Annotated in this window: 18 protein-coding genes; 15 read left to right on the top strand and 3 right to left on the bottom strand. The window is 39.9% G+C overall.

The features are described 5' to 3' along the window. The first annotated feature begins 42 nt into the window (after window positions 1–42). The 9 genes from CYK47_RS10495 to trpB all read left to right on the top strand — a co-directional run bounded on the left by CYK47_RS10495 (window position 43) and on the right by trpB (window position 7,767). Window positions 43–1,230 carry an O-succinylhomoserine sulfhydrylase gene (locus CYK47_RS10495; protein WP_122901530.1) on the top strand — a complete coding sequence of 396 codons (1,188 nt, stop codon included), beginning with the start codon at window positions 43–45 and terminating at the stop codon, window positions 1,228–1,230. Window positions 1,231–1,255: 25 nt separating this feature from the next. Continuing rightward, on the top strand, window positions 1,256–1,585 hold the full coding sequence (locus tag CYK47_RS10500) for a YbaB/EbfC family nucleoid-associated protein (protein WP_122901531.1): 330 nt from the start codon (window positions 1,256–1,258) through the stop codon (window positions 1,583–1,585). Between the two features lie 12 nt (window positions 1,586–1,597). Then, a complete protein-coding gene (gene recR, locus CYK47_RS10505; protein ID WP_122901533.1) occupies window positions 1,598–2,194 on the top strand; it encodes a recombination mediator RecR in 597 nt (198 codons plus the stop codon). A 175-nt stretch (window positions 2,195–2,369) separates the two neighbouring features. After that, on the top strand, window positions 2,370–3,485 hold the full coding sequence (locus tag CYK47_RS10510; RefSeq protein ID WP_122901535.1) for a ribonuclease D: 1,116 nt from the start codon (window positions 2,370–2,372) through the stop codon (window positions 3,483–3,485). Window positions 3,486–3,608: 123 nt separating this feature from the next. Beyond that, on the top strand, window positions 3,609–3,911 hold the full coding sequence (locus tag CYK47_RS10515) for a YcgL domain-containing protein (RefSeq protein WP_122901537.1): 303 nt from the start codon (window positions 3,609–3,611) through the stop codon (window positions 3,909–3,911). 21 nt (window positions 3,912–3,932) lie between these two features. Next, a complete protein-coding gene (locus CYK47_RS10520) occupies window positions 3,933–4,298 on the top strand; it encodes a hypothetical protein (RefSeq protein WP_122901539.1) in 366 nt (121 codons plus the stop codon). An 18-nt stretch (window positions 4,299–4,316) separates the two neighbouring features. After that, window positions 4,317–5,168, top strand: a complete 852-nt coding sequence (locus tag CYK47_RS10525) for an AAA family ATPase (RefSeq protein WP_122901541.1) — start codon at window positions 4,317–4,319, stop codon at window positions 5,166–5,168. A 179-nt stretch (window positions 5,169–5,347) separates the two neighbouring features. Further along, complete coding sequence (locus tag CYK47_RS10530) at window positions 5,348–6,535, top strand: vWA domain-containing protein (RefSeq protein WP_122901542.1); 1,188 nt, start codon at window positions 5,348–5,350, stop codon at window positions 6,533–6,535. A gap of 26 nt (window positions 6,536–6,561) precedes the next feature. Next, complete coding sequence (gene trpB, locus CYK47_RS10535; protein ID WP_122901544.1) at window positions 6,562–7,767, top strand: tryptophan synthase subunit beta; 1,206 nt, start codon at window positions 6,562–6,564, stop codon at window positions 7,765–7,767. A gap of 36 nt (window positions 7,768–7,803) precedes the next feature. Here trpB and CYK47_RS10540 read toward each other — a convergent pair whose 3' ends face one another. The 3 genes from CYK47_RS10540 to CYK47_RS10550 form a co-directional block, all read right to left on the bottom strand. Next, window positions 7,804–8,235 (bottom strand): CBS domain-containing protein, encoded by a 432-nt coding sequence (locus CYK47_RS10540; protein ID WP_122901547.1) that lies wholly within the window; start codon window positions 8,233–8,235, stop codon window positions 7,804–7,806. Window positions 8,236–8,341: 106 nt separating this feature from the next. Further along, a complete protein-coding gene (locus CYK47_RS10545) occupies window positions 8,342–8,707 on the bottom strand; it encodes a DUF2750 domain-containing protein (protein WP_122901549.1) in 366 nt (121 codons plus the stop codon). 143 nt (window positions 8,708–8,850) lie between these two features. Continuing rightward, complete coding sequence (locus tag CYK47_RS10550) at window positions 8,851–9,084, bottom strand: SEL1-like repeat protein (protein ID WP_122901551.1); 234 nt, start codon at window positions 9,082–9,084, stop codon at window positions 8,851–8,853. A gap of 225 nt (window positions 9,085–9,309) precedes the next feature. Between CYK47_RS10550 and CYK47_RS10555 the strand changes: the two genes are divergently transcribed. The 6 genes from CYK47_RS10555 (at window position 9,310) to CYK47_RS10580 (ending at window position 13,770) form a co-directional block, all read left to right on the top strand. After that, complete coding sequence (locus CYK47_RS10555) at window positions 9,310–9,672, top strand: hypothetical protein (protein ID WP_122901553.1); 363 nt, start codon at window positions 9,310–9,312, stop codon at window positions 9,670–9,672. 58 nt (window positions 9,673–9,730) lie between these two features. Continuing rightward, complete coding sequence (locus tag CYK47_RS10560) at window positions 9,731–10,042, top strand: hypothetical protein (RefSeq protein WP_122901555.1); 312 nt, start codon at window positions 9,731–9,733, stop codon at window positions 10,040–10,042. Window positions 10,043–10,436: 394 nt separating this feature from the next. Next, window positions 10,437–11,531 carry a signal recognition particle-docking protein FtsY gene (gene ftsY, locus CYK47_RS10565; protein ID WP_122901557.1) on the top strand — a complete coding sequence of 365 codons (1,095 nt, stop codon included), beginning with the start codon at window positions 10,437–10,439 and terminating at the stop codon, window positions 11,529–11,531. Between the two features lie 162 nt (window positions 11,532–11,693). Next, a complete protein-coding gene (locus CYK47_RS10570; protein ID WP_122901559.1) occupies window positions 11,694–12,416 on the top strand; it encodes a nitroreductase family protein in 723 nt (240 codons plus the stop codon). 56 nt (window positions 12,417–12,472) lie between these two features. Beyond that, complete coding sequence (locus CYK47_RS10575) at window positions 12,473–13,066, top strand: nitroreductase family protein (protein WP_122901561.1); 594 nt, start codon at window positions 12,473–12,475, stop codon at window positions 13,064–13,066. Between the two features lie 203 nt (window positions 13,067–13,269). After that, on the top strand, window positions 13,270–13,770 hold the full coding sequence (locus tag CYK47_RS10580) for a DUF2057 family protein (protein WP_252150272.1): 501 nt from the start codon (window positions 13,270–13,272) through the stop codon (window positions 13,768–13,770). The last annotated feature ends 308 nt before the right edge of the window (window positions 13,771–14,078 follow it).

The raw sequence follows: 14,078 nt of genomic DNA on the forward strand, positions 1-14,078 counted from the left end.
GTTGGCAATTCTTCACACAGGCAGTCATGGACTGAAAATATAATGAGCCAATACGACGATCTTGAATACCAATTAGATACTTTAGCACTACGTACCGGCCACACACGTAGCTTTGAGGGTGAACACGGCGAGCCAATCTTCTTAACCTCATCTTTTGTGTATGCCAATGCCGCAGAAGCTGCAGCGAAGTTCTCAGGTCAAGAGCCGGGTAATATCTATTCACGTTTTACTAATCCTACCGTTGCAATGTTTGAAAAACGTCTTGCAGCGTTAGAAGGTGCAGAACGTGCCGTGGCAACAAGTTCGGGTATGGCTGCCATTATGGCTGTAGCAATGTCGTATTTAAAACAAGGCGATCATGTGATTTGTTCACGCGCCGTGTTTGGTTCGACTGTGGCGATGTTTGAAAAATATGTGGCGAAGTTTGGTGTTGCAGTTGATTTTGTCGATTTAACCGATCTAGATGCATGGAAAAATGCAGTTCAACCAACGACTAAACTTTTATTTGTAGAATCACCATCTAACCCACTTGCTGAAGTGGCTGATATTCAAGCTTTAGCGGATATTGCCCATGCAAATGGCGCTTTACTTGCTATTGATAACAGCTTCTGTACGCCGGTATTACAGCAACCGCTAAAATTTGGTGCTGACTTGGTGGTGTATTCAGCAACTAAATACTTAGATGGTCAAGGTCGTGCTTTAGGTGGTGCAGTGGTGGGTAATCATGCCTTACTTGAAGATGTATTTGGTTATGTACGTACTACCGGCCCATCAATGAGCCCATTTAACGCTTGGGTATTCTTAAAAGGTTTAGAAACACTGCGTTTACGTATGCGTGAACATTCAGCGAGTGCACAAAAATTAGCAGAATTTTTAGATGCACATGATAAAGTTGAAAAAGTGTACTACGCAGGTCTACCGGCACACGTGGGTCATGAATTAGCAGCAAAACAACAAACTGGTTTTGGTGGCATTGTTTCCTTTGAAGTGAAAGGCGAACGTGAAGGCGCTTGGAAAGTCATCGACAATACCCAATTTATTTCAATTACTGGTAATTTGGGTGATGCAAAATCAACCATTACTCATCCTGCCACCACCACACATGGCAAATTATCAGCAGATGCCAAAGCTGCAGCTGGTATTCGTGAAGGTTTGATCCGCGTGTCTGTTGGTTTAGAAGATATTGATGATATTATTCGCGATCTTTCTCGCGGATTAGATCTGATCTAATTATTACGTTTTTTCGGAGATTTTTATGAACATTAATATGTTGATGCAGCAAGCACAGCGCATGCAAAAAGACATGGAAGCCAACGTGAAGAAGGCTAAAGAACAGCTGGCGCAAACTGAAGTGCACGCAGAAGCGGGTGGCGGTTTAGTCAAAGTAACCATGACTTGCCGCAATGTGGTGAAACGTATTCAAATCGATCCTGAATTATTACAAGACGATGCAGATATGATTGAAGACCTAATTGCAGCAGCAATGAATGATGCAGCGCGTCAAGCAGAAGCGATTTCTGAAGAAACCATGAAATCTGCGAATCAAGGCATGGGCCTACCGCCTGGTCTTGCGGGTATGTTCTAAGGAATTAAGGTAATGTTTAGTGATCGTTTTGATCAACTGGTACAAGCATTACGTGTTCTACCTAGCGTTGGGCCGAAATCGGCTCAGCGCATGGCATTACATTTAATGTTAAAAAACCGTGAAGGTGCTTATCAACTTGCACATGCTTTAACTGAAGCGGGTAATAGCTTACATGCATGCAGCATTTGTCATTCTTTAACCGAAGATGATGTGTGTGAAATTTGTGCAGCTCATGACCGTGATGCTGAGTTGCTGTGTGTAGTGGAATCACCCGCCGATGTCATGGCGATTGAGCAAAGTGGTAGCTTTCGTGGTAAATATCATGTCTTAGGTGGGCATTTATCACCACTCGATGGTATTGGCCCTGAAGAAATTGGTATTCCATACTTGTTGCAGCGTTTAACCCAAGGCGAGATTAAAGAAGTCATTTTAGCCACCAATGCGACAGTAGAAGGTCAAGCCACGGCGCACTACTTATTAGAAGCCAGTAAGCATTTACCGATTACCATGACCCGTATTGCCCAAGGCGTGCCACAAGGGGGCGAACTTGAATATGTGGATAGTCATACTTTAAGCCAAGCTGTGTATAATCGAATGCGCATGAAATAAATTTTTATGCGTTTTAACTTTTATATAAAAAAAATATAAGTATCTTTATATATCCTCGAGAAAATTTAAATAAAATGTGAAATAAAGCACATAAAATTATATTTTTTTATATCTAAATTATATAGATGTAGCTAAAATAATGGGGTTAAAAAACTATCCAACGACAATCTAAGATATGTTTCAGTTTATCCAACAGCAAAAAGACTTGGAGCCAATTTTAGGGCAAATGGAACAGTGTTCGACTTACGGTTTAGACACCGAATTTATTAAAGTGGACACTCTTTGGCCAAAACTTGGTGTTTTTCAAATTAATGTTGCCAATCAAGTCTATTTACTCGATGGAACTACATTAGATTTAAGCGCCTTTTGGCAAAAAATATTTGCTGCTAAGCAAAATATTTTTCATGCCTGTGGGGAAGATATTGATCTGATCTACCATTACGCACAGCAAAATAACCTCAATAATGTGTTTGATACGCAAGTGGCTTTATCCTTTTTAGGTTATGGTCTGCAAGTCAGTTATCAGAATGCGCTGAAAACCTTGCTCAATATTGAGATTGATAAAGACCAAACCCGTTCCGACTGGTTAGCGCGTCCTTTAAGTCAAGAGCAGCTCAATTATGCAGCCAATGATGTACTGTATATTATGCAGTTGTCAGAAAAAATTCAGACTGAGCTACGTGCTAAAGGCATGCTAGAGTGGGTATTAGAAGATTGCCGTCATCTCACCTATGAGATTGGTCAACACACAGCGACTCAAGATTTATATCAGGATGTGGGTAATTACCGTCATTCACGCCGTCAGTTAATGCAATTGCAGCGTCTAGCAGTGTGGCGTGACGAACTCGCCAAAGCCTTAAATATTCCCAAAAGCTTTATTCTTAAAAATTCAAGTTTATTGGATGTGGTTGAGAAAAATCCGCGCAATCCGTTTGTATTGGCCACAGTAAAAGATATTCGGGCCAATATTGTACGTGAATACGGCAAAACGATTTTGGCTTTGCTTAAAGATTTACCTGAGCCAGAGCAGTGGCCAGAGCGCTTACCACGACCATTACGTGCTTCGCAACAACTCAGCGAACAGATTGAGCAGATTTTAGCAAACGCCGTGGCAGAAACAGGTATTCCTAAAGAAGTCTTGATGCGTAAAAAGTGGTTGAATGCCTTGCATCAGCATGCGCTGTTGCAACGCACAGAACAGGATCTACCTGCTTATCTATTGGGTTGGCGTTATCCTTTGCTGACGCGGCCATTATTAGATGTTTTTTGCCAAGTCAGTGATTTGGCTTAAAACTTTACATTTCTTCACTGAAAGCATTAATATTTCAGTATTATAAAAAGACAGGTCCACGAAAAGCTGCGGTATCTGTCTTTTTTATTGTATGCTGTTGTAAGTTGTTTTATGAGTTCTAATATGTACTGTTCTATTTATAAATCGAGCAAAAAAGACGAAATGTATTTATACGTGATTCGTCCAAATGAAAGTGAAGCTGAGGGTTTTGACCCGCTGTTGGTATTGCCAGAAGCGGTACGTGGTGCCTTTGGCCGTGCAACGTTTGTTATGGATTTAGAATTACATGCAGAACGCAAATTGGCGCGTGTGAATGTCTTACATGTGTTGGATTCACTAGAAACTAAAGGTTTCTTCTTACAAATGCCGCCAGAAGGTTTAATTAATCCAAATGCAGTGGAACCTGAAGGTTTGCGCGGCGCATAATCATCAATCAGGAGAGAAGAGATGGATTTGACATTTTTGGACGCCATTCCTGAAGACCTGATTGCGATCACGGTTTATTTAGGCGGAAGTGCCATTGTTTTATGGTGCTGGTATGAAATTGCCAAACGCCTACCTAAACTGTTAGGTGGCATGACTTGGATTCTAGGTTTTGCCATCTTACTGACCCCAACGGTGTCAGAAGGCAGTAATGCTGCACTTGCACCTGCGATTTTTGGTTTAATCTTTGGCGTACTCACTAAAGATATGCCATTGGTCTGGGCAAACCTCGCCAGTATTTTATTAGTGACAGGCGTGGGTGCGATTCTCGGCTATTGTTGGTCTAAATATAGCGCCAATAAAGCACAACAACACAAGTCTCCATTATAATAAACACAGGGATGAAATATGGTTGTGGATCAGACACAATTTAGCGGTAGCGACAGTTATATTGCCACCGAGAGTCTTCAACTGGCAGTGAAAGCCGCACGTCAATTACAAAAGCCATTGTTAATTAAAGGTGAGCCAGGTACAGGCAAGACTTTACTTGCTGAGCAAGTGGCACATCGTTTGAATTTACCTTTACTCACTTGGCATATTAAATCGACCACTAAAGCGCAACAAGGCCTATATGAATATGACGCCGTGTCACGCTTACGTGATAGCCAATTGGGCGATGACCGTGTTTATGACATCAAAAATTATATTAAACCTGGTAAATTGTGGCAGGCTTTTGCGCATGAGCAGCGCTGTGTCCTACTTATTGATGAAATTGATAAAGCTGATATCGAGTTTCCGAATGACTTACTACACGAACTCGATAAAATGTCGTTCTTTGTCTATGAAACTGGCGAAACGATTACAGCCAAGCAGCGACCGATTGTGATTATTACCTCTAACAACGAAAAAGAATTGCCAGATGCTTTTTTACGTCGTTGTTTCTTCCATTATATCGACTTCCCTGATGAAGACACCATGCGTCAAATCATTGCTGTGCATTTTCCAAAAATCTCGACACAATTGGTTAATGAAGCGCTACAAGTCTTCTTTAAATTACGTCAATTGCCGGGTTTAAAGAAACCACCATCGACTTCAGAACTCATTGATTGGCTTAGTCTACTTATGGCTGATGATATGCCTGCAGATATCTTAAGCAATCATGATAAGAGCAACGCGATTCCACCTTTATATGGTGCTTTACTGAAAAATGAGCAAGATGTACAGCTGCTAGAACGCTTGGCGTTTATGTCACGTCGTTAATCAACTCATTTAATATCAGCTGGTTTATCCGGCTTTTATTTTATCTTGGTATTATAGACAAGGCTTTTTTGCGCTTAAACCCAGTGTATTGCGTATAGACTATGGTCAGCATAAGATGAAATGAGGTCAGCGGGGATTTACCGTTTAAAGATACAACTTGAAATGGACTGGATGTATTTATGTTTGTGCGCTTGTTTTATACCTTACGCAAATACGGCATTCCCGTCTCGACGCGTGAGTTAATTGATCTGAATCACGCTGTGGCAGCAGGGCTTGTCTTTGCCGATCAAGAGCAATTTTATCAGCTCAGTCGGACTATTATGGTTAAAGATGAGCGCTTTTTTGATAAGTTTGATCGCGCTATGCAAGACTACTTTAAAGGTATTGCCAGCTTTGATTTGGATCAGTTGCTGGAGCAAATACATAAAATCCCGAAAAGTTGGCTTGATTTAGAATTACTGGAAAAACATCTCACCCCAGAACAACGTCAACAATTACAAAAAGCTGGTTCATTAGAAGAACTGATGAAAATGTTAGAAGAACGCCTACGTGAACAGCATAAAAAACACCAAGGCGGCAATAAAATGATCGGCACGGGAGGGACATCTCCATTTGGTGCCTATGGAGATCATCCTGAAGGAGTTCGTATTGGTGGGCCAAGCCGTAAACGTTCGGCTGTCAAAGTTTGGGAAAAGCGTCAATATCGCAATTTAGATGATGATCAATTGCTCGCGAGCCGACAAATGCATATGGCATTACGCCGCTTGCGTAAATTTGCCCGTCAAGGTGCAGCTGAAGAACTCGATATCGACGGCACCATTCAAGCCACCGCTAAACAAGGCATTTTGGATGTACAATTGATGCCAGAGAGGCGTAATCGTGTCAAAGTATTAATGCTATTTGATGTGGGTGGTTCTATGGATGCCCATATTAGTCAATGCGAGAAACTTTTTAGTGCAGCCAAAACCGAATTTAAGAGCCTAGAATATTTCTATTTTCATAATTGCTTATATGATTATGTTTGGAAAGATAATGCGCGTCGTTCCAGTAGTCGATTAAACACATTTGATTTATTCAACACCTATGGGCGTGATTATCGAGTGATTGTCGTGGGTGATGCCAGTATGGCACCTTACGAAGTCACCTCGATCGGCGGCTCAGTCGAATATATGAATGATGAGGCTGGACAAGTTTGGTTACAGCGATTACAACAGCATTTTGATAAAACCGCATGGCTGAATCCTGAAGCGCAACACTATTGGCAATATACCCATACTATTGGCCTCATCAAACAGATTTTTGCTGATCATATGTATCCAATGACATTAAATGGCATTGAAGATATGACACGTTATTTAGCTCGCTAGAGCCCCCCTACACTTAGAGAACCTTTATGCAACATCAAATCAATGGCATTGCCTTACCTAACGAAGATGGTTTCTTTGGCAACTATGGTGGTCAATTTATTTCAGATGACTTAAAAGCGGCGATGGATGAAATTAATGTGGCTTATGAAGAAATTCGCCATACAGAGGCCTTTCAAAATGAGCTTAAAGACTTATTTGCCCATTATGTTGGTCGTCCAAGTCCATTGTTTTATGCAAAGCGTTTATCTGAGCAGCTAGGTGGTGCACAAATTTATTTAAAACGTGAAGACTTAAACCATACGGGTGCGCATAAAATTAACCATTGTTTAGGTGAAGCCTTGTTGGCTAAATATATGGGTAAAGCCAAAGTCATTGCCGAAACTGGCGCAGGTCAGCATGGTGTAGCCTTAGCCACGGCGTGTGCTTTAGTGGGTATTCCGTGTGAAATTCATATGGGGCAAGTGGATATCGAAAAAGAACATCCAAATGTCGTAAAAATGAAAATTTTAGGTGCTGATCTTATTGCAGTGACGCGCGGTACAGCGACCTTAAAAGATGCTGTGGATAGTGCTTTTGAAGAATACTTAAAAGACCCTAAAAACTTTATCTATGCCATTGGTTCGGTGGTTGGTCCTCATCCATTTCCAAAAATGGTGCGTGATTTTCAAGCGATTATTGGTGATGAAATTAAAATGCAAAGCCAAGCGCGTTTTGGTTTGAATCCCGATTATGTAGTGGCGTGTGTGGGGGGTGGTTCTAACGCCGTGGGTTCATTTAGTGCATTTTTAAATGATCCAGAAGTTAAATTGGTTGGGGTTGAACCTGCTGGACATGGCTTAGATACTGATATGCATTCAGCTACTTTAACTTTAGGTAAACCGAGTCAACTACACGGAATGGCTTGTTATGTATTGGAGGATGAACAAGGTGAGCCACTACCTGTTCATTCCATTGCATCTGGTTTGGATTATCCAGGGGTAGGGCCACAGCACAGCTTACTTAAAGATTTAGGCAGAGTCGAATATACTTCGGCCACTGACCAAGAATGCTTAGATGCCTTTATGACATTGTCTCGTGTCGAAGGGATTGTGCCAGCACTTGAGAGCGCACATGCGGTTGCATGGGCCATTCGTGAAGCCCCACACTTAAGTCCTGAGACTAAAATTGTTGTGACGGTTTCAGGTCGTGGTGATAAAGACTCAGACTATGTGGCAGCAAAATTAGGCTTGTAAGATAGCCTAAAAAAACCGCTCAATTGAGCGGTTTTTTTAACCTGAAATATAATGTTGTAACTGTTGGATTAATAAGCGCTGGTCTTCCATGGCAGCTTTGACTAAATCACCAATAGCGACCATACCAAGTAGTTTTTCATCTTCTACTACAGGTAGATGACGTAAGTGGCCATCTGTCATCATTTGTAAACATTCTTCGACTTTCATGCTACGGGTCACGGTAAGCACATTGCTGGTCATAATTTGATCTACATTGGTGGTTAAAGACGAACGATCTTTTAATACGACTTTATGGGTATAGTCGCGTTCTGAAATAATCCCAACGACTTTATTTTGTTCATTAATTACGATTAAAGCACCAATATTTTTTTCTGCCATTAATTTAATTGCACTTCGTACACTGGCATTGGGTGCAATGGTATAGACATGAGCCTCTTTGGTTTTTAGTACTTGGGCAACTGTGGTCATCTTAAATTCTGGTCCTTATTGTTGTTGTTAAGTGATAGACGCTTCATGCTAAATGCATGGGAAAAATAGACGTCTTTATGTATATATAGCAGCTTAAACGAGATTTTTACACATTTTTTGGGCTTAAATCTTGAAAAAACCAACTTTGCATTTGTGCTGCGCTCAGTTTTAAACGATGTCGATCTGTCTTATACAATGTCGGACGCACATTTAAACGTTGTAAGGTTGGTAGCAAGGCGCTATTAAAATTCTCTGAGGTAATTTTACGCGCTTTGTACTGTGGCCAATGTTTTCGGGCATAGCGTTCAGCTTGCGTCGCACTGAGCCAAAAGGGAAAAATAAAATCATCTTGATCTTGACTCATTGCCCAACCTTGATGATAAAGACCCCACAACACACCACAGTACATCATCGATTTTAAAATGGTCACTTTTAAAAATAAATCCTGTGTCACAGGTTGAAGTAAGTGCATAACTGTATCGAGCTTAACGAGATAGATGTGCTCATTGTAAAAATATCATATGAAAGATCAGTGTAAGCTTTGCGAAAAATCGTAATAAAATATGTCGATGCTGATGATAGGAATAAAAAAAACGCCACCTAGGTGACGTTTCTTTATGCTTGCATGGTGGCCATGTTTTGCCAGTACTGCGCTTTCAGCGAATCACGTTCGACACGGAAACCTTGATAATATAATTCAGCTAAAAATAAAGCTGCTTTACCATGACCTGCACGCGCTGCTTGTTCCAATTCTACCACCGCATCAGAAAAATTCATTTGCGATTGAATGGTGTTCACTGCATTGGCATAGACATGTTCTAAATCATGTTGAGAGATAGGCTGATTCATAGAAAACTCCTTATTGTAATTATGATCAAATTATCAGACTGTTAAGTCAGTCTTTAAATTAGTTTACACTAAACATATTAAACTAATATTACAAAGTGATACTCACTGTCAATGCTTATATGGGGTAATTTTCACATTATTCAAGATTACATGATTAAACAGTGATCTTTTTTATTATTGATTAAGATAATGGATGAATAAATAAACAAAAACAAGGAGAAAAGCATGAGCACTCGTACTTTAGATGGATTTAACATGGATTTGCCACCTAGCCATGAGCAAATCATTGCTTTAGCTCGTCAGCATCGCTTAAATTTAGAAGAAGCGATCTTCCATCATGAGATTCATTTAGGTGATTTTTGTTTGGCGCAGCGTAAAAGGGTGTATGACTTTACCCGCGAATTGAGTCCAGAACAGCGCTTAGCCTTTTATAATACTTATAATGGTGAATTAGAACGTATTGCCGATGAAGATCAATTGCATCCTGCGGACGCTGAAGGAGGCGTTAGTGTTTTTGCCATTGCCTTAGTGTTGGCAATTATTGCCTTAATTTTATATTTTGGTGTGGTACGTAATATGGTGGGCTAGATAGACCTTGTACTTCTAATTGCTGCGTTTTACACTACTCGGCAATTCGAGGATATTTATGCCGTTGTATTCTAAAACTTTTCAGATTCCATTGACACTGCAACAGTTTTATCATGTTGCAGTGTTGTTTTTAGTGCTTGCGATTGTGGTCACAGCTTATCGTAGTTTGCAGCATCCCGTAGGCGCCGTGCACATTCAACAACTGCACGACTTGGCTCATCAGCAGGAATATCCACATACGCAATCTTTAGCACTCAACCTGTTACGTGACTATGATTACATCTCTTATGGGCAATATTTAAAAGTAATGCATGCCCAACAAGATGAACAGCGTCAGGCCAAGCAGCTGCCCGCATTAAAATTCAAATAGTAAGATGAGAGAGTGGCGACTCAGCCAGATTGTATTTTATCCAATACTAAAAAAAGCACCATCACGGATCACTGTTAAACCAGTGGAATCATAGCAATGCATTGATCTTGCTGAAACTTAGCTCAACAGTTGATTAAATAGCCTAAGTAAACTAAAGAGTTTTATTTTTACAAGCAAAAAACCATCATAAATAAGAAAAACACAGTAAAAACAATTTAAATAGAGCAAACTATAAAAAAGCCTCATCATTAACCTCAATCATATCGCACAGCCATTGCTGAAAAAAAGCCAACTGAACACAACTCTAGGATGAGTTCAAGACGCTCAATGTTCTCTGTAATTAAACTATGTTAGACTCTTTGTTTTTTAACGCGATGCTTTTTAAGGATTCGGCATGCAACAGCAAAATCTGCAAAATAAATTTTTGATTGATGCTGATATCGGGGATGACGATGTCACGCTACCGAGCTTACCTGCGGTAGATGTACCGATTGTGGCTACACAACCCGCTCAAGCAGTTGCCACACCTGAACTTACTCCAGAAGAAGCACCTGCAACATCGGGTGGTTTCTTTAGCCGTATGAAAGAGGGTTTAACCAAAACCCGTAAAAACCTTGCAGATGGCATGGTGAATATCTTAATCGGTGGTAAAGAAATCGATGATGAACTATTAGAAGAAGTCGAAGAACAACTTTTAGTCGCAGATATTGGTGTTGAAGCAACTAAAACCATTATTGCCAATTTAACCGAACGTACTGCGCGTGGTGATTTGATTTATTCACATTCACTTTATAAAGCCTTGCAAGAAGAATTAGTGGCACTCTTAGCACCGCGTGTTAAACCTTTGCATATAGATAGCAATAAAGCACCTTTTGTGATTTTAGTTGTAGGTGTCAATGGTGTCGGTAAAACCACAACCATTGGTAAACTAGCAAAACGCTTACAAGGCGAAGGTAAAAAAGTCATGTTGGCTGCGGGCGATACCTTCCGTGCTGCGGCAACGGAACAGCTACAAATTTGGGGTGAACGTAACAACATCCAAGTCGTCGCTCAAGGTCATGGTGCAGACTCTGCATCGGTCATATTTGACGCTTTTGAAAGTGCACGCGCCAAAGGTGTAGATGTTTTGATTGCAGATACTGCGGGGCGGTTGCATAACAAAGGTCACTTAATGCAAGAGCTGACCAAAGTTAAACGCGTGATGCAAAAAATCGATGCCACTGCACCGCATGAAATTATGTTGGTGGTAGATGCAGGTACAGGACAAAATGCCATTAACCAAGTCGAAATGTTTGATGAGGCAGTGGGCTTAACAGGTTTAACCATTACCAAACTCGATGGCACAGCCAAAGGTGGGGTATTGTTTAATATTGCCAGTCGTACCCATGTGCCTATTCGTTTTATTGGTGTAGGTGAGAAAATTGACGACTTGCGTCCATTCTCAGCTAAATCATTTGTGGCAGCATTATTTGAAACTGAAAAAAAATAAAATGCTAGATTAATCACGAAAGCTCCGAATTTTGCGGAGCTTTTGTCTTTTTATGGATGTGATCGTTTAAAATATACACATCAAAATAAATAAAAAAATGCCTAAATCTACTTATAACGCTTAGAATTCTATAAAACCATAAAATATTTAGGGGATTTTCTTGTGGCATTATTCAGTAAAATTGGACAAGTGTTCACCACGGATCTGAGAAAAGAATTTCAGCTAAAAAAAACTAACACACATAGCGAAAAAGCCTTTATCGAATATCTTCAAGCCTGTCAGCCAATGGCAAAGTTAGGTAAAAAAGTCCATTTAAGTCAAAATTATTTAAGTGCCTTGATTATTGAAGCCATTAAACGTTGTCCATCTATACAAGGTGTACAAGGTTTAAAGTTTGTGGTGCTGTATCATGAAGCTCACCAAAATTTTTGGCAATTGGTTGAAGCACAGCAGCGTCAAGAAATTCCTGTGCATGTTTTTGCTGCAACTGCATATAAAATGCAAGCCTGTCAAAATGCTTTGGGCACTATTCTATTTTTTGAAGATCAGCAGGCGCTACAACACTTAGCCAAAAAACAACCGTTGCTTGCCGAGCAGCATCCGAATTGGTTAGCACAATATTTAGGTGCGATTAGCCTTGCGGCATGGGGGGCTTTAGCTGATGTTGGTTTAGGCGCAGAGTTACTCCATTATCAAGGCTTTGATCATAGTTTACAGAAAAAATTTCAGCTAGAGCCAAGTTGGCAACTTAAAGCACAGTTATTGTTTGGTTCGATTGAAGATAAAAAAACCACAGTAAGCTCAACATTTTCCGCCAAGGATTATCAGGTTTTAACGGAATGTTCTAAATCTGAAACGATGTGTTACGAAATAGCATCTAGGTGAATTAGATGAGATCTTTTAGGATAAGAGCTATCTTTTAAGTGGTGCAGAGAATAATAATGTCATTTTTGCAACATATACAAAAACGTCGCAGTATCTATCATCTTGGGAACAATCTATCGCAGGATGTCGATCAAGTTGATAGTTTAATTCGTGAAACAGTGCGTTTGAGTCCATCTTCATTCAACTCGCAAAGCTCTCGTGTTGTCACGTTGTATGGCGCATCACATCGCAAGTTTTGGCAGATCGTGCTAGAAACCTTAGCTAAGATTGTCCCTGCGGAAGCATTTGCCAACACGCAAACAAAAATTGAAAGTTTTGCTGCTGGTTTTGGTACAGCACTATTTTATGAAGATCAACAAGTTGTAAAAGATCTGCAAGAAAAATTCCCTTTATATGCGGATAATTTCCCTGTTTGGTCAGAACATTCAACAGGTATTGCCCAATTTGCAGTATGGACAGCATTGGCTGAACAAAATATTGGTGCATCCTTACAACACTATAATCCGATTATTGATCAGCAAGTAGCAGATGAGTTTAATCTACCAAGTACTTGGACATTACGTGCCCAATTGGTGTTTGGCTCGATTGAAACGCCTGCGGGTGATAAAGATTTTATGCCAGATGAGCAGCGTTTTAAACGCTTTGATTAATTTTGTGGCCGAAGTGTTTTTAAGTATGATCTGTCATGAAACTGACATTTAAAGCCTGCATAGTGCGGGCTTTAATTTTACTTAGATTGAGATTATGAAATTAAAGATGCTGATTGCGAGTTTGGCTATTATTGCATGCAGCAGCAACTTGTTTGCTGCAGTAATCCTGACTGTGCCAGAAGAAATCAAATTGTTAGCGGTCAATGAGCAATACGTCAATCAAGGTATATCAAGGTATATTGAATAAGCAAAAGCAATATCAGCTTAGCCCTGGTGTACAGCACATCAGCTTACGTTATCAGGAATTTTTCCAACATACAGATAATTCTCATGATATTGTAAAATCAGAAGCCTTTAATTTCGTGACTCCTGCGCTGAATGCAGGTGAATATAGTTTGAGGTTACTTCAAGCACCCAAAGATTTTGACAGTGCCAAACAATATCAAAGACAACCTATTATAGGTTTGTATGATAATCAACAACAGCTCATTTCAAAACAAAGTGCAGATCAATTACCCTTAACACCACCTTTGCAAGCGCTCATCCAAAATAAAACAACCTCAAGTCATGCTATACCTGCATTTAAGACGCCTACAAAGATAAATCCAGCAGCATTTGATCAGCAGCTTATACAACTTTGGCAACAAGCATCGATCTCTGAGAGACAAAGATTTATGAATTGGATTGCAGAACAAGCCAAGTAAAATAAGCTTCTTATTAATTTCACAAGCGATAACCTTCCTTCAGGTTGATTTTCTCTCACTTAGTGGTTTTCCCAACTTGTTTTGCTTGCTATTTATATAAATTCATATAAAATGATTATCCTGAATAAGAGATGTGGAATAAAATTCTCCACTCTGCTTACTTCTGACGAAGAAGTAAGAAAATCATTAAGAGATTATGAAGAACAACTTGTGTGGATTTTTACTGGTTGATCAATCGAATATATTTTCATTGATAATTGGTAAGAATTTCTCGAAGTTTATTTGAGCAAATTTTTTGTCAGTAATTG

The sequence above is a fragment of the Acinetobacter sp. B51(2017) genome (assembly GCF_003711395.1).
Taxonomy (GTDB): domain Bacteria; phylum Pseudomonadota; class Gammaproteobacteria; order Pseudomonadales; family Moraxellaceae; genus Acinetobacter.